The sequence below is a fragment of the Streptomyces sp. NPDC049954 genome, from assembly GCF_040656295.1.
GTDB lineage: Bacteria > Actinomycetota > Actinomycetes > Streptomycetales > Streptomycetaceae > Streptomyces.
The window spans coordinates 64,397-79,330 of the sequence record NZ_JBFALS010000018.1; the positions used below are offsets into that span (position 1 = coordinate 64,397).

The 14,934-nt window shown below is 70.7% G+C and carries 11 protein-coding genes and 1 pseudogene; 7 read left to right on the forward strand and 5 right to left on the reverse strand.

Features of this window, described 5'->3' with window-relative positions; genetic code table 11:
- Nucleotides 1-64: 64 nt before the first annotated feature.
- Nucleotides 65-3,781 (forward strand): thiol reductant ABC exporter subunit CydD, encoded by a 3,717-nt coding sequence (cydD, locus tag AB0J21_RS30145; protein ID WP_363149325.1) that lies wholly within the window; start codon nucleotides 65-67, stop codon nucleotides 3,779-3,781.
- Nucleotides 3,782-4,076: 295 nt separating this feature from the next.
- Nucleotides 4,077-5,144: a M23 family metallopeptidase gene (locus tag AB0J21_RS30150; protein ID WP_363149326.1), complete on the forward strand. Its 1,068-nt coding sequence runs from the start codon at nucleotides 4,077-4,079 to the stop codon at nucleotides 5,142-5,144.
- A 167-nt stretch (nucleotides 5,145-5,311) separates the two neighbouring features.
- Here the strand turns inward: AB0J21_RS30150 and AB0J21_RS30155 are convergent, their stop codons facing one another.
- Nucleotides 5,312-6,304 carry an HAD hydrolase family protein gene (locus AB0J21_RS30155; protein ID WP_363149327.1) on the reverse strand — a complete coding sequence of 331 codons (993 nt, stop codon included), beginning with the start codon at nucleotides 6,302-6,304 and terminating at the stop codon, nucleotides 5,312-5,314.
- Nucleotides 6,305-6,788: 484 nt separating this feature from the next.
- On the opposite strand from AB0J21_RS30155, the gene AB0J21_RS30160 reads away from it, so the two are divergent.
- The 4 genes and pseudogenes from AB0J21_RS30160 to AB0J21_RS30175 all read left to right on the forward strand — a co-directional run.
- Complete coding sequence (locus tag AB0J21_RS30160) at nucleotides 6,789-7,706, forward strand: DUF72 domain-containing protein (RefSeq protein WP_363149328.1); 918 nt, start codon at nucleotides 6,789-6,791, stop codon at nucleotides 7,704-7,706.
- A gap of 211 nt (nucleotides 7,707-7,917) precedes the next feature.
- Nucleotides 7,918-9,486 (forward strand): putative T7SS-secreted protein, encoded by a 1,569-nt coding sequence (locus AB0J21_RS30165; protein WP_363149329.1) that lies wholly within the window; start codon nucleotides 7,918-7,920, stop codon nucleotides 9,484-9,486.
- 105 nt (nucleotides 9,487-9,591) lie between these two features.
- Nucleotides 9,592-9,921: a hypothetical protein gene (locus tag AB0J21_RS30170; protein WP_363149330.1), complete on the forward strand. Its 330-nt coding sequence runs from the start codon at nucleotides 9,592-9,594 to the stop codon at nucleotides 9,919-9,921.
- A 161-nt stretch (nucleotides 9,922-10,082) separates the two neighbouring features.
- Nucleotides 10,083-10,277 (forward strand): annotated as a pseudogene (locus AB0J21_RS30175) (LLM class flavin-dependent oxidoreductase); the annotation flags it as partial.
- Nucleotides 10,278-10,368: 91 nt separating this feature from the next.
- On the opposite strand, the gene AB0J21_RS30180 reads toward AB0J21_RS30175, so the two are convergent.
- Both AB0J21_RS30180 and AB0J21_RS30185 read right to left on the reverse strand, forming a co-directional pair.
- Entirely contained in the window at nucleotides 10,369-11,556 is a 1,188-nt protein-coding gene (locus tag AB0J21_RS30180) for a hypothetical protein (protein WP_363149331.1), read from the reverse strand.
- Between the two features lie 40 nt (nucleotides 11,557-11,596).
- On the reverse strand, nucleotides 11,597-11,917 hold the full coding sequence (locus AB0J21_RS30185; RefSeq protein WP_363149332.1) for a hypothetical protein: 321 nt from the start codon (nucleotides 11,915-11,917) through the stop codon (nucleotides 11,597-11,599).
- Between the two features lie 105 nt (nucleotides 11,918-12,022).
- On the opposite strand from AB0J21_RS30185, the gene AB0J21_RS30190 reads away from it, so the two are divergent.
- Nucleotides 12,023-12,919: an LLM class flavin-dependent oxidoreductase gene (locus AB0J21_RS30190; RefSeq protein WP_363149333.1), complete on the forward strand. Its 897-nt coding sequence runs from the start codon at nucleotides 12,023-12,025 to the stop codon at nucleotides 12,917-12,919.
- Nucleotides 12,920-13,219: 300 nt separating this feature from the next.
- Here the strand turns inward: AB0J21_RS30190 and AB0J21_RS30195 are convergent, their stop codons facing one another.
- Together AB0J21_RS30195 and AB0J21_RS30200 are read right to left on the reverse strand one after the other, a co-directional pair.
- On the reverse strand, nucleotides 13,220-14,095 hold the full coding sequence (locus tag AB0J21_RS30195; RefSeq protein ID WP_363149334.1) for a bifunctional 5,10-methylenetetrahydrofolate dehydrogenase/5,10-methenyltetrahydrofolate cyclohydrolase: 876 nt from the start codon (nucleotides 14,093-14,095) through the stop codon (nucleotides 13,220-13,222).
- A 142-nt stretch (nucleotides 14,096-14,237) separates the two neighbouring features.
- On the reverse strand, nucleotides 14,238-14,894 hold the full coding sequence (locus AB0J21_RS30200; RefSeq protein WP_363149335.1) for a cyclodeaminase/cyclohydrolase family protein: 657 nt from the start codon (nucleotides 14,892-14,894) through the stop codon (nucleotides 14,238-14,240).
- Between the last annotated feature and the right edge of the window lie 40 nt (nucleotides 14,895-14,934).

Sequence of the window (14,934 nt, forward strand, 5' to 3'; positions counted from 1 at the left end):
GGTCTGCGCACCACCCGTTGACCGGCCCGCGTCCGGCGTGGACCGACACCGAGGGATGTTTCACGTGAAACCTATCGATCCCCGACTCCTGCACTACGCCCGTGCCACCCGCCTCTTTCTGGTCGCTGTGGTGGTTCTCGGCGTCTTCGGCGCTCTGCTGGTCATCGGCCAGGCCATGCTCATCGCCGAGATCGTCGTCGGCGCCTTCGAGCAGGGGAGGCATCTGAACGAACTGATCACTCCACTGCTGCTCCTGGCCGCGGTGGCCCTGGGGCGTGCACTGGTCTCGTGGCTGACCGAACTCTCCGCGCACCGGGCCAGCGCGGCGGTCAAGTCCGAACTGCGGATGCGTTTGTTGCGGAAGACCGCCGACCTGGGGCCCGCCGGTCTGGCCGGACAGCGCACCGGCTCCCTGGTGAACCTCGCGACGCGGGGAGTGGACGCCCTGGACGACTACTTCTCGCGCTATCTGCCGCAGCTGGGGCTTGCCCTCGCGGTACCGGTGGCGGTGCTGGCCCGCATCGTGACCGAGGACTGGGTCTCGGCGCTGATCATCGTGATCACGTTGCCGCTCATCCCGGTCTTCATGATGCTGATCGGCTGGGCCACGCAGAACCGCATGGACCGGCAGTGGGAACTCCTGTCGCGGCTGTCGGGTCACTTCCTCGACGTGGTCGCGGGCCTGCCGACCCTCAAGGTCTTCGGCCGGGCCAAGGCGCAGGCCGAGTCGATCCGGAAGATCACCGACTCCTATCGGCGCGCGACCATGCGCACTCTGCGCATCGCGTTCCTTTCCTCCTTCGCCCTCGAACTCCTGTCGACCCTGTCGGTCGCGCTCGTCGCCGTGACCATCGGGATGCGGCTGGTCCACGGCGACATGGATCTGTACGTCGGGCTCGTGGTCCTCGTCCTCGCCCCGGAGGCGTACCTGCCCCTGCGGCAGGTCGGCGCCCAGTACCACGCCGCGGCGGAGGGGCTGGCGGCCGCCGAAGAGGTGTTCGCCGTACTGGAGGCGCAGGCGCCGCAGGCCGGTACCGGGTCGGTCCCCGAGCGCGGTGCGCTGCGCTGGGACGCGGTGACGGTGCGCTATCCGGGACGGGACGAACCTGCCGTGGAACGACTCTCACTGTCGGTGGCCCCGGGGGAGACGGTGGCGCTCGTCGGCCCGAGCGGCGCGGGGAAGTCCACGGTGCTGAGCACGGTTCTCGGTTTCGTGCGGCCCGAGTCGGGACGGCTCCTCTTCGGGGGAACGGATCTGGCCCAGGTCTCCCCGGAGCGCTGGCACGAGCGGATCGCCTGGGTCCCACAACAGCCCACCGTGTTCGCCGGAACGATCGGTGAGAACGTTCTGCTCGCACGGCCGGATGCCGAGGACGGGGAGGTGGAGGAGGCGTTGCGGGCGGCGGGTGCCTGGGAGTTCGTGTCCGCGCTGCCGCAGGGGACCCGCACGCTGCTCGGCGAGGACGGCGCCGGTTTGTCCGCGGGCCAGCGCCAACGGCTCGCGCTGGCCCGCGCCTTCCTCGCTGACCGCCCGATCCTGCTGCTGGACGAGCCGACCGCTGCCCTCGACGGGCGTACGGAGGCGGAGATCGTCGAGGCCGTACAGCGGTTGGCCGTCGGACGTACGGTGCTGCTCGTCGTCCACCGACCGGCCCTGCTCGCGGTGGCCGACCGGGTTGTCCGGATCGGTCGCCCGGTCAGGCGCACGGTTTCGCAGGGTCTTGTGGCGGCGGAGCCGAGCCGCGCCGTGGCGGAGCCGAACCACGCCTGGAGGACAGCAGATTGGTCAGGGGCGGATGCGGCGGACGAGGGCGACTCGGCTGCCCCCGCGCCTGTCCCCACTCCCCGGGAGGAAGCGGCTCCCCGGGAGGAAGCGGCTCTCCGGGAGGAAGCCGAGGGGAAGCGGGTTCTCGAATCGGCCGTAGCGGGGGCCGGGGTCGATCGTGGTGCCCTGCGGCGGGTGCGGGACGTCGCCCGGGCCCGTTGGGGGCGGTTGTCACTCGCCCTGCTGCTCGGCGCGCTCGCGCTCGGCTGTGCGGTCGGGCTCATGGCCACGTCCGGCTGGCTCATCTCGCGGGCCTCCCAGGAGCCACCGGTGCTCTACCTGATGGTGGCCGTGACCGCGACGCGCGCTTTCGGCATCGGGCGGTCCGTCTTCCGCTACACGGAACGGCTGGTCTCGCACGACGCGGTGCTGCGGATGCTCGCCGACACCCGGGTCGCGGTGTTCCGTGGACTCGAACGCCTCTCCCCCGCCGGGCTGCGCGGCCGCAGGCGCGGCGATCTGCTGTCGCGCCTGGTGGCCGACGTCGACGCCTTCCAGGACTACTGGCTGCGCTGGTTGCTTCCGGCGGGCGCGGCGGTGGTCGTCGGCGCGGGGACCGTGGGCTTCACCGCGTGGCTGCTTCCGGCGGCAGGCGCGGTACTCGCGGCGGGGCTGCTGCTCGCCGGTGCCGGTGTCCCCATGCTCACGGTGCGCGGAGCCCGTCGTACGGAACGGCAACTCGCCCCCGCTCGAGGAGAGCTCGCCGTCCGTGTGACCGACCTGCTGACCGGTACCGGGGAACTCACGGTCGCGGGAGCGCTGCCGGGCAGGCTCCGCGCGGTGGCACAGGCGGACCGCCGGCTCACCCGGATCGCCTCGCGTGCCTCGGCCCTGACCGCGCTCGGCGACGGGCTGACCGCCCTCATCACCGGCCTGACGGTGGCGGCCTGCGCCGCTGTCGCCGTACCGGCGGTCGCGGAGGGCCGCTTGTCGGGGGTCGCCCTGGCGGTGGTCGTCCTCACGCCGCTCGCCGCGTTCGAGGCGGTGATCGGCATGCCGGTCGCCGTGCAGTACCGGGAGCGGGTCCGGCGCAGTGCGGAGCGGGTGCACGAGGTGCTCGACGCTCCGGCGCCCGTCCGGGAACCGGTCACGCCCCGGCCCGCGCCCGCCTCGCCGTTCCCGCTCCGGCTCCAAGGGGCCACCGCGCGGTACGCGGGAGGGGAGCGCGACGCGCTGTGCGGCCTGGACCTGACGATTCACGAAGGGCGCCGGATCGCTGTGGTGGGTCCCTCGGGCTCGGGGAAGACGACGCTCGCGCAGGTCCTGCTGCGTTTCCTGGACCTGTCGGGAGGTGACTACCTGCTCGGCGGGACGGGAGCGGAGGAACTGCGGGGGGACACCCTGCGCCGCATCGTGGGTCTGTGCGCTCAGGACGCCCATCACTTCGACAGTTCGATACGGGAGAACCTGCTGCTCGCCCGCAAGGAGGCCGAGGAGCCGGCGCTGCGCTCGGCGCTGGAGCGGGCCCGCCTTCTAGAGTGGGTGGACTCGCTCCCGGACGGCCTCGACACCATGATCGGCGAACACGGCGCACGCCTCTCCGGCGGCCAGCGGCAGCGGCTCGCGCTGGCCCGGGCCCTCCTGGCCGATTTCCCGGTGCTGGTCCTGGACGAACCCGCCGAGCATCTGGACCTGGAGACGGCTGACGCGCTCACCACCGACCTGCTCGCGGCCACCGAAGGGCGTACCACTCTGTTGATCACCCATCGGCTGGCGGGGCTGGAGGGGGCTGTGGACGAGGTCCTCGTTCTCGACGCGGGGCGTGTCGTGCAGCGAGGGGATGTCAGTCAACTACTTCGCAGCGAGGGCCCCTTGAGAGAGATGTGGATACGCGAACAGGAAGCGGAGCGGCTTCTGACGGTTGGTGTCCCCGCCATGGAAAGGCCCCCGGAGCTGCCCAGGCGAGATCCGCGTCGCCGCAGCGACGGCCCGGCTTTCGCGACCGCGAAGGACTGACCACCCGACTGGCCGGGGCCGCCCGCGTTCACCTTGCCTCGATGGCGCGGGCGGATACCGGGAAGCGTCATGAGGGCGCGATGTTTCACGTGAAACATAGGAGCCCATGTTTCACGTGAAACATGCGTCGTCATGTGTTCGCATGACGCCTCATCCGATGTTTCACGTGAAACGCCGTCCGTTCGTTTTCATGAGCCCTGTTCGGGCTACGGGCGGCCCCGTATGGGTTACGCACTGCGCCACCCGCAGGAGCAGCGGGAGCATCGTCCCCGGGAGTGGAGCCACGATCCGGGGCATGGCTTCTTGCATTCGTAGCCGCACCCTGCGGCGTTCGCTCGTGGCGCCTTCCATGTGCCTGCTGTTGGCGGGGACGCTCGGTGTGTCCCGGCCCCCGGTCGAAACTGCGGACGGCCCCAAGACCCCCAGCGCGGAGGTGGCAGCCCTTTACCGGCGGGCGGCACAGGCCACTGAGCAGTACGAGTCCGGTCGGAAGGCCGCAGCCGCGGAGAAGACCAGGGCAGCCGAGTTGGAGGAGCGTCTCAAAGGGCAACGCGGACGGCTGGTCCTGTTGCAGGAGGACGTGGGCAGGATTGCCCGCGAGCAGTACCGCTCCCATGACGACGGTCTTTCGATAGCCGCGGACCTGCTCCTCGCGGATGATCCCGATGCCATGTTGAGAAGTGCGCGGATGACCGCGCGGGCCGATCTCGCGGTGACGCACCTGGTGGACCGCACGCGTCTCGCGAGCCGGAAGCTCCTGGTCGACGAGCGCGAGGCCAGGGGGAGGTGGAAGACCCTGGAGAAGCGCAATGCCCACCTCGTGGTTCTGAAGAGGGAGATCACTGCCAAGCTCCAGACCGCTCAGCAGAAACTGCAGGCGGAGGCGGACAGTTCGGTCACGGCGGGGAAGTGCCGTGGTGCGGTGCGGTTGGCGCAGGCCGCCTCGGAGGTGCCGCGGGGGCCGTGGGTCAAGCCGGTGGCCAAGTACGTGGTCTCCGCGGGCTTCGGCGGTTCGGGTGAACGCTGGTCGCACCAGCACACCGGTCAGGACTTCGCCGTGGCCGTCGGCACACCGGTGAGCGCGGCCGGAGCGGGGCGGGTGGTGCGCGTCTCCTGCGGAGGGCCCTTCGGGATCGAGGTCGTCGTGCGGCACGAGGGCGGCTACTACACCCAGTACGCCCACCTGTCCTCGGCAGCCGTGGACCAGGGGCAGCGGGTGGGCCCGGGCCAGTGGATCGGGCAGTCGGGCACCACCGGCAACTCGACGGGCCCCCACCTGCACTTCGAGGTACGCCTCACCCCGGACTACGGTTCTGCGCTCGATCCCGTGCCGTGGCTCAGGGAGCACGGCGTCATCCTGTAGGCCCCGACAGCCGCCCGGACAGCCCGGACAGCGGCCCCGGGCAGCCGCCCCGGACAGTGCCTCGGCGGGCACTGTTTCCCGTCGGCTTCCCGTCGGCTTCCCGTGGCTTCCCGTCCGCGCCATGCGACCTGCGCGCGGCTCGCCCACGGTGACCGGCTGCCCCGGGGTCAGCCCTGCGCCAGGAACCGCTCGATGACGTGGGCGACGCCGTCCTCGTTGTTCGCGTGCGTGGTGGCGGAGGCGGCGGTGAGGACGTCCGGGTGGGCGTTGCCCATCGCGAAGGAGCGCCCCGCCCAGGTCAGCATCTCCAGGTCGTTGGGCATGTCGCCGAACGCGATGACGTCCTCGGCGGCGATGCCCAGTTCGGCACAGCACTCGGCGAGGGTGCTGGCCTTGGACACCCCGAGTGCGCTGATTTCCAGGAGGGCGGTCGGGCTCGACCTCGTGATGGCGACCCGGTCCCCGATGGTGTCCCTGGCGAGGCGCAGAAAGGCGTCGGGCGCCAGCTCGGGATGGTGGGCGAGCAGCTTCAGCAGGGGCTGGCCCGCGTCGGGGCTCTGCTCGGCGAGCAGCTTGGCCAGGGGCGCGACGCTGGAGCCCGGGTCGAGGTGGAAGGGCGGGTAACCGGGTTCGTGGTGCAGCCCGCCGGTCCGCTCGACGGCGAAGGTGGTGCCGGGGGCGGCGAGGCGCAGTTCCTCGGCGACCTCGGCGGCCTTTCGCGCCGGTACGGGCCGCACCTTCACGAAGCGATGGGGCAGCCCGCTCTCCTCGTCCGCCGTCCGGAGGTCGACAACTGCCGCGCCGTTCCCGCAGATGGCGAGCCCGTGGCCGTGGACGTGGGTGCTGACGACGTCCATCCAGCGGGCCGGCCGGCCGGTGACGAAGAAGACGGCGATCCCGGCCTCTTCCGCGGCGGCCAGAGCGGCCACCGTACGGGGCGACAGGGTCTGGTCGTCGCGCAGCAGTGTCCCGTCGAGGTCGGTGGCGATGAGCCGGGGAAGCGTCCCCGCCGCTACCGGTTCCTTCCAGGGGCCGGCGCCGCTCGACGCGGCGGCCAGGGCGGCGGAGCGGGGCAGCTCCGCCGGAGCGGTCGGTGCGGTGGGGAGCGCGGCAGCGGAAGCGGACGTATCGGGCCCGGGCCGGGGAGTCGCTGAGGTCACTTCCGCATTGTGTCGCATATGCCAGAACGGGCGTGCGGGCTGCCGCACAGATGAGCCATCTGCGCCCCCACCGCCGGTGAGAGGGGGGTCAGTGACGTGGGGGCACAGCTCCGGCGCCTTCCGTACACGCTGAATGAAGGGGATGGGAGGGCTCCCCGGCGGCGCCACAGGGCTGCGTACGGGGGCGCACGAGCGGTGCGCACCCCTCAGCTGTCGGTGGTTCTTCACCGAACGCGTCGGGCCGGAGGCACGCTTCTCGCGAGGGGGCGCCGCCCGGCACGGAGGACGAGGAGCTGGGCCCATGCCCGTCCGCCGCCCTCGCCGTGCTGCCGCGAGGACAGGACCGTCACGTATCCCGCGCGACCTCGGCCGGATCGGCGGAAACCCGCTGGGTCGCACGGTGTGAACGCTTCGGCCGGGAGGCGTATGAGCGGGGTGCGCCGGCCGAGTGTTGGCCCCGCACGGCCCGGGGAAGGCGGGCGGCATGGGAGAGATCCGGGTCGGGACGTGCTCATGGACGGACAAGGCGCTGCTGTCCAGCGGCTGGTATCCGACAGGTCTCCGTGACGCGGAGGGCAGGCTGCGGCACTACGCCGACAGGTTCCCTGTGGTGGAAGTGGACGCGACCTACTACGGGCTGCCCAGCGCCCGCAACAGTGCTCTGTGGGCGGAACGTACCCCCGAGGGCTTCCACTTCGACGTGAAGGCGTTCTCCTTGCTGACCGGGCACCCGACGCAGCCCCGCGCGATGCCCGCCGACCTGCGCCCGTTCCTCGCGCGGCGAGGGGACCGGGCGGGCAGCGATCCCGGGCTGCTCGACGACGTCTGGGACCGGTTCAGCGGAGCTCTGGAACCGCTGCGCCGGTCGGGCCGACTGGGCACGCTGCTCTTTCAGTTCCCGCGCCGACTCGCGCCGGAGAAGCCGGCCGAGGCATTCCTGCGCGAATGCCGGGAACGGGCCGCGGGCTGGCCGATGGCCGTCGAGTTCCGGCATCCCGGCTGGTGGCACGGGGACCGCGCCGCCGCCACGACCGCGCTGCTGACAGAACTCGGTACGGCCGCGGTGGCCGTGGACATGCTCCAGGCACTCCCCACCTCGATACCCCCCGTCGTCCGGGTCACTTCCCCGCAGCTCGCGGTGGTGCGCTTCCACGGGCGCAGTGAGGCCTGGGCCACCGGCACGAAGGAGGACAAGTTCCGTCACTCGTACACGCGGGAGGAACTGTCCGAATGGACCTCGCGCATCCGCATGATGGGTCGGCAGGCGCGGGAGGTGCACGTCCTGTTCAACAACTGTTGCGGGGACGCGGCTGTCCGCGCCGCACAGTCGATGCGTGACCTGCTGGGAAAGACCGCGTCGTCCGGTGGCGGTGGCGGTGGTGGTGTATCCGGTGGCGGGTGAGGCGAGTGGTTTGAGCTGCTTGGCGGCCACGTGCGCTTCTGACCGGTCGCGGGAGTCGTCTCTGACCGGCCGGGCGCCCGGTCACGGCCTGTGCGCGGTCCGGCTTTCGTCCCGGCACGGCGCCGTAACCCGTATGCCAAGCTGTGAATGAGAGAGCTGACAGCAGCCGTGAGGGGGAGCGGTGGCGGCATATCGTCCGACGGATTGGCATGTGCTGGATCTGGACAGGGACCCGGTGCCGGGTGATCCGCGACGGGTGAGGAAACTCGCGGCCTCGTTGCACGACTTCGCGGACGACGTGGCCCAAGTGCTGCGGGACATCAAGGGGATGGCGGGCGAGGACGCGATCCTGTCCTGGGCGGGGAAGACGGCCGACTCCTTCATCGAGGAGTTCCAGGAGGCCCCGGGCAAGCTGAAGAAGCTGAAGAAGTCCTACGACCTCGCGGGTGATGCGCTGGCTTCGTACTGGCCGGACCTGGAGAGTGCGCAGGACAAGGCCGACAAGGCGCTGAGAGACGCGCGTACCGCCCGTGCCGACCTCGCGTCCGCGCACTCGGCTCTCGGTACGGCCAATGAGGGTGTGCGCACGGCGGATGCGAAGGCCGACTCCTACGACCCGGACAAGAACCAGGGCCGTGACATCCCGAAGCCGGACGAGGCGGAAGTGCGCCGCGCGACCCGCAACGCGACGCACGCCCGGGAGCGGCAGCAGGCCGCGCAGGGCCGGGTGGAGGACGCGCAGAGCGCGCTGGAGGCGGCGAAGAGGCTCGCCGAGCAGGCGCGGGGGCTGCGGCAGGAGGCGGCGCGGCGCACGGTCAAGAAGATCGAGGACGCCTCCGACGCCGGTATCCCCAACCGTCACTGGTGGGAGGAGGCCGTCGACTGGGTCGCCGACCACTGGGACGAGATCGTCACCGTCTGCAAATGGGTCGTGACCATCGTCGGCCTCATCGTGATGATCGTCGGCGGCCCGCTCGGCTGGCTCGTCTTCGCCGCCGCCCTCGTCGTCATGGCGGACACGATACGAAAAGTCATCAACGGCGAGGCAGGCTGGGGCGACCTGATCTGGGCCGCCCTCGACTGCATCCCCGCCACCAAGGGCTTCACCAGCATGGCCAAGCTCGGCAAGCTGTGGAAGGCAGGCGGTCTCCGGGCGCTGGGCGGAGGAGCCCTCAAGGGTATCGGCGGCGGACTCAAGAACCTGGCGGGCACGTTGCGTGGGCTGGGGGCGGGTGCCAAGACGATAGTCCGTGGGTTGCCCGGCGCCCTCGGTGAGTTGGTCAAAGTGGCCGTCACGCCCGAGGGACTGCGTATTCCCGTGCTCGACCCCGGTGCCTTCCGGGCGCTGATGTCCGCCGGAGGCGACGCGGCTGGAGCGGCACGGAACACCCCAAGGGTGCCTGCGGGCGTGCCCCATGACCGGCATTCGTTGGATCGCATACGACCCAACACTGTCAAGAAGAAGGAGAACTCCGTAGTGCTCCCTCATGTGGACGTGAAGGCGGATATCGAGGCGATCAATGACGGTCTCGCCCTACGCCAGGGCAACGACTACACGGTCAACGGCAGGACATACCGGGTGGAGGGGGCTCACACCTATCCCATTGCCGGGGACGGCATCGTCCAGATGGATCGTGGCGCGTTCCGCGCGTTGCAGCTGATGATCGAACATGGGGGCGATGAGGCTGCCACCGCCCTGCAACTTGAGCGGGAACGCATCAGCCCAGCGCAGATTCAGCAAGCGCGGGAGGTATTCGCCTCCCACAAGAGTCAGAGGTGACAAGAAGTGTTCCTGACGGAGTTCCTCGCCCCCCGATCTGTTCCCGAAGCCACCGTCCGAGGCTGGGGTGCCCTCGCCTTCGGGCTGCCGGAGGAGGCCGTTGTGGTGGCCGCTGAGAAAAATCCGGGGGGGCCGCTGGGTGAGGAGGTCGAGCTGCTGGTCGAGATCGGCGAAGCGGCGGGGGACTTCCCGTTCAAGATCATGGTCTTCCCGCGCAGCGAACGTGCCGAGGAGGGTGTCGACGAAGAGCGTGTCGTGGCGCTCTTCGCCCGGACCGCAGGGGTGACGGTGCTCGCGAGTGACGACTCCGTACTCAGCCCGTACCGCATGGTGACCTGGAGTCCCGAGGGGGAGCGCTCGCTCGTCCTTCTCGACGAACGCGCCCTAGACGAGGACGAGGCCTACGTCCTGCTCGGGACGGCTCCGGAACATTAGGTCTGCGTCCGGGACCGATCACGCGCTCGGCGCGGCCGGTGATCCCGGTGCCGTGAGGTGCATGTCGCGATGCACCCCCTCGCGACGCACCACCTCGCCGGGGGCCGGGTCACCTGCTCATAACCTTTCCCCATGAGCATCCGTCTGAGCACCGTACGAGCATCCGTCTGAGCACCGTCATCCTCCCCACCGACCGCCGGCACGAGGGGGGACGGGCGAAGTGGCAGTGGGCCGAGGCCCTGGGGTTCCATGCGGCCTACACCTACGACCACCTCTTCTGGCGCACCTTCCGCGACGGTCCCTGGTTCGGCGCCCTCCCCACCCTCACCGCCGCCGCGACGGCGACCGAACGTATCGCCTGGGCGCCCTCGTCACCTCGGTCAAGGCTTGTTCACCTGTCACGGGCTGAACTGCGAAAACAGGAAGCCCGCCGGCGCTCCGTGGTGACTACCGGAGGTTGGCGGCAAGCTCACTGAGGCGGTCGCCGATGACGGATACGCCCGGGCGGGGCTCTTTCTCGTAGTACCAGGGCTTGTACCGGCGCAGCAGCGTCTCACCGTCCTCGCTCCAGGTGAATCCGGGCTTACGCAGGAGCTTCTGGAATACCTCGTCGGCAGTCCGCGGGTGGGCGGAGGCCAGTCGGCGGATGGGGAGTGGCGTGATCGACTCCTCTCGCAGGTACGTGCGGAGCAGATTCTGGTGGCGCCTGCGGCCCGTGAGGGTGGGTTCCGCGAAGAGGTCCCGCAGCATCCCGTAGTCGGCGTAGAAGTTCAGCCCGTCGGCCTCGTCATAGATGACACCGATGGTGTCCGCGTCCGCGAGCTCTCCCAGTTCGAAGAGCAGTAGGTCCGGTTCGGGCCGCCTGCGCCGGGCACGGCTTGGCCGTGCGGCCACGGCGGTGTCCTGGCGATGGCGGTAGTAGGCGTTGAGGAGGCTCTCGGCCTCAGCGGCCGGGAGGACCAGTTCGTCGCTGCCGCAGAACTCGACGAACGCGGCGCGGTCCTCGCGCATCAGCCGCCACCCCTGCTCGATCTTCACCGGGTTACGGAAGACCAGTTCGGGTCGACTGGTGGCCAGTTCGAGCGCCGCCCGCCCCATGTCGATCGCGCTGGACCTGGGGTAGTACGACATCGCCCCGGACACCAGCCACGCCCCGTCGGCCGAGTGGACAGGTACCAGGCAGGTGTGGAGGAAACCCCCCTTGGACACTCCGCGGAACGCCGCTCGCCCGACGTTCGAGTACGTGCGGTACTCCAGGTCGTCGAGCAGGTTCAGCAGGACGACGGCGTCCCCGGCCTTTCGCTGGACCTCGAAGACGCCCTCGACCGGGTCACGCCAGCCGAGCAGCAACTCGCGGTCGGCCGTGTTCAGGTCCTTGCGCTCCGCGAGGAACCGGTCCAGCACGGATGAGCCGTCGGGCAACCGGTAGCGAAGGATGAAGTGGTCGATGATCCGGACGGCCTCACCTTCGTCCAGATGCCGTGCGGGCCCTGCGGCCTCCAGCAGCAGTGGTGTCAACCACCGGTCGAAGCGCGCGCTCTGAGCGAAGGCGACCAGTTCCCTCTTCAGCTCGGCGCTGCGTTCAATGAGGTCGGCGAGCGACTGTCCGCCCGCGGCCCGTACGGTGTCAGGCACGTTCAGCCTTTCGTGTGAACCGGTCCCGTGTGCGGTGAGGTCAACGCTCCTCACCGGCCCAGTGGCGGTACGCCTCGATCCACTCCACACCGTCGGGCGCGCGGGCGGGCAACGGCAGGTCCAGGATGCCGATCGGCTGCCGGACGCGGCCACGAGAGCACAAGGCGACGACCTTCCCCTCGGGTGTGAGGTCGACACGGCGCACCGTCACCTCGACGCCGAGAACCGTAGTGGTGAAAGGCAGAGCCAGGTACTGCTCAAGCATGGCGAACAGGCCGGCCCGCTGCTCGTACTCGCCGTAGGCGTCCACCGTCGCCTCATCGATCATGGCCTCAAGATCGGCCCTCTCCAGCGTCCCCATGACGTCACGGTAGCGTCCCCCGACGTGATGTCGGCGGGGTCCGCCGAATCTCCTTTGTCGGTCGGCACCTCGGTGGCGGCAGGAGGCCCGCGTATCGTCGGGATCATGCGTCTGAGCACGGTGATCCTCCCCATCCACCGGTGGGCCGAAGGACAGAAGATCTGGCGGCGGGCCGAAGAACTCGGCTTCCACGCCGCGTACACCTACGACCATCTTTCCTGGCGAACCTTCCGCGACGGGCCGTGGTTCGGCGCCCTCCCCACCCTCACCGCCGCCGCGACGGCGACCGAACGTATCCGCCTGGGCACCCTCGTCACCTCGCCGAACTTCCGGCATCCGGTCACTCTGGCGAAGGAGCTGATCTCGCTGGACGACGTCTCGCAGGGGCGCGTGACGCTGGGTATCGGTGCCGGGGGGAACGGGTTCGACGCCACCGCCCTCGGTCAGGAGGCATGGACGCCCCGTGAACGGGCTGATTACTTCGCGGAGTTCGTGCCGCTGCTCGACCGGTTGCTGACCGAGCCCGCCGTCACCCATCACGGCACGCACTACACGGCGGTCGAGGCGCGGAACATCCCCGGGTGTGTGCAACGTCCCCGGTTGCCTTTCGCCGTCGCCGCGACGGGGCCGCGCGGCATGCGGCTCGCCGCCTCGTACGGGCAGGCATGGGTCACGACCGGCGATCCGAAGCTCTTCGAGTCGGGCACGCCTGCGGAGTCCCGTCGCGCGATCGGCCGCCAGGTCGAGCGGCTGGGGGCGGCCTGTGAGGAGGCCGGGAGGGACCCCGGCTCCCTCGAACGGGTTCTGCTCACCGGATTCACCCCGGAGAGGACGGGACCGCTCAGCAGTGTCGAGGCCTTCGTCGACTTCGCGGGCGCGCACGCCGAGCTGGGCATCACCGAGATCGTGCTGCACGCCCCGATCCCGGACTCGGACTTCGCCGCCGACGAGAAGGTCTTCGAACAGATCGCCACCGAGGGGCTGTCCCGCCTGGAAGGCTGATCGAGGTGGCAGGTAAGCGCAGACGCAAGGGCGCGACGCAGGGGGGAAGGGGGGGAGGCGGGCCGGACGCGTCGGTCCGGGCGTGTGGACGGGGCGAGTGAGGCACCTCGTAGCTCGCTCGCCCCGCACCATTCCTTGGTTGCCCCGGGCAATCCCCTGGCCCCCTTGGCCCCCTTGGTCCCCCTGGTTCCCTTGGTCTCCTGGTTCTCCCCCGGACATTCTCCGACCTTCGGGTAACTGGTCGCGCAGTTCGTCCCCAGCCCCCGTAGGCCGTCTTCCAGAGCGACCCGCGCTGGGGTGCTACCTCCGTGCCGCTCCCGCCGCGCGGGCCGCTTCCGCGGTGTGGAGCAGCAACAGGGCGGTCGTGACGGGCCCGACGCCACCGGGTACGGGGGTGAGCGCCGAGGCTGTCGCGGCGACGGTGGTCGCGTCCACGTCGCCGGCCAGGCCGCCGTCCGGGGTGGGGTTGGTGCCGACGTCCACGACGACGGCACCCGGGCGTACGTGTTCCCCGGTGATCAGGCCCGCCCGTCCGGCCGCTGCGACGAGGATCTCCCCGGATCTGGTGGTGGCCGCGAGGTCGGCGGTACGGGAGTGGCACACGGTGACGGTCGCGTCGCGGGCCAGGAGAAGCAGGGACGCGGGTTTGCCGACGACCGTGGAACGGCCGACGATCACGGCGTGCCGTCCGCTCAACGGCACCTCGTGGTGGTCGAGAAGCGCGAGGACGGCCTCCGCGGTGGCGGGGGCGAAGGCGGGCAGACCCGCCAGGAGACGTCCGAGCGAGACGGGGTTGGCCCCGTCCACGTCCTTGGCCGGAGGGATGGACGAGGTGAGGTCCTCGGTGACGACCCCGGGTGGCAGCGGCGTCTGGAGGATGATCCCGTGCACCTGGCGATCCGTGCCCAGCCGGTCGAGTGTGCCGCGCAGTTCTTCCGCGGTGGCGTGCGGACCGAGGTCCACGAGGGTGCAGAGCAGTCCGGACTTCTGTGCGGCGCGGGCCAGGGAGCGGACGTACCAGGCGCTCGACTCGTCCTCCGTCGCGGACACGATGGCGAGCCGTGGAGGGGTTCCCGCCTCGGTGAGTTCGGCTGCGAGCCGCGCGGCGCGGGTGCGCAGTTCGGCGGCGAGTTGCTTGCCGGAGAGAGTACGGACCGCCGTGCTCGGCTCGGACACGGTTCCTCCAGGGGAAGAAGACGAGGGAGAGGAGAGGGAGAGGAGAGGGAGAGGAGAGGGAGGGGGGAAGCGCCGGTAGGGGGTGAGCCCGCGTGGCCTTCTCCTACGGCTGCTGCTGCTGCGGCGGCGGCTGTGCGCCGGGTCAGCCGTTCGCGATCCGCTGTCGCACCTCGCGGGTGACGTGGTCGGCCCGGGCGGCGATGTCGTCGACTCGCGCGGCGATTGCTGTGAGACGGGACCGCGCGTCCGGGTCCTTGATGCCGGACAGGTTGATCTCGATGTTCACCCGGCCGGTGACGGCAGCCGCCCGCGCGGCCTCGGCCGCGGCCGCGATGTCGGAGACGACGTTCGGGTTGCCGACCGGGAGCAGAGCGTGCGCGAGGTCCAGGATCTCCTGGGCGGCGAGGACGGTCTCGGCGGGCGGGGTCGCGGCCGCTACGAGTGCGGCGGCGATCGCCGCGGAGCGCGCCGCCTTTTCCTGCGGGTCGTTCCTGGGGAGCCGGTACGCCTCGGTCACGGCGGTGAACGCGGCGGCGTCCGCCTCCGCCAACGACAGCGAGCGCCGGCGCAGTTCGTCCGCCGCGGTGGTGACCCGGTCCACGGCCGGGGCGTGGTCGGCGTACTTCGGTCCGGTGGAGTAGCGCGCCACCATGCCGACCAGCGCGGCGGCCTGTGCCGCGTGGAGGGCTGCGGCGGCACCGCCACCGGGTGCGGGCTGTCGGGCGGCGAGGCCGAGCAGGTAGTCGTCGAGGCTCTGGGTCCGCAGGGAGCCGGCGGGCACGGCGGGGGTGTCGGGCATGGGCGGATTCTTCCAGGCCGGGCGGGGCAACGCGCCGTCA

Coding starts and splice junctions, on each gene's coding strand:
- AB0J21_RS30160 (WP_363149328.1), top strand. CDS start 6,789: ATGGGAGAGATCCGGGTCGGGACGTGCTCATGGACGGACAAGGCGCTG.
- AB0J21_RS30185 (WP_363149332.1), bottom strand. CDS start 11,917: ATGGGGACGCTGGAGAGGGCCGATCTTGAGGCCATGATCGATGAGGCG.
- AB0J21_RS30200 (WP_363149335.1), bottom strand. CDS start 14,894: ATGCCCGACACCCCCGCCGTGCCCGCCGGCTCCCTGCGGACCCAGAGC.
- AB0J21_RS30150 (WP_363149326.1), top strand. CDS start 4,077: ATGGCTTCTTGCATTCGTAGCCGCACCCTGCGGCGTTCGCTCGTGGCG.
- AB0J21_RS30190 (WP_363149333.1), top strand. CDS start 12,023: ATGCGTCTGAGCACGGTGATCCTCCCCATCCACCGGTGGGCCGAAGGA.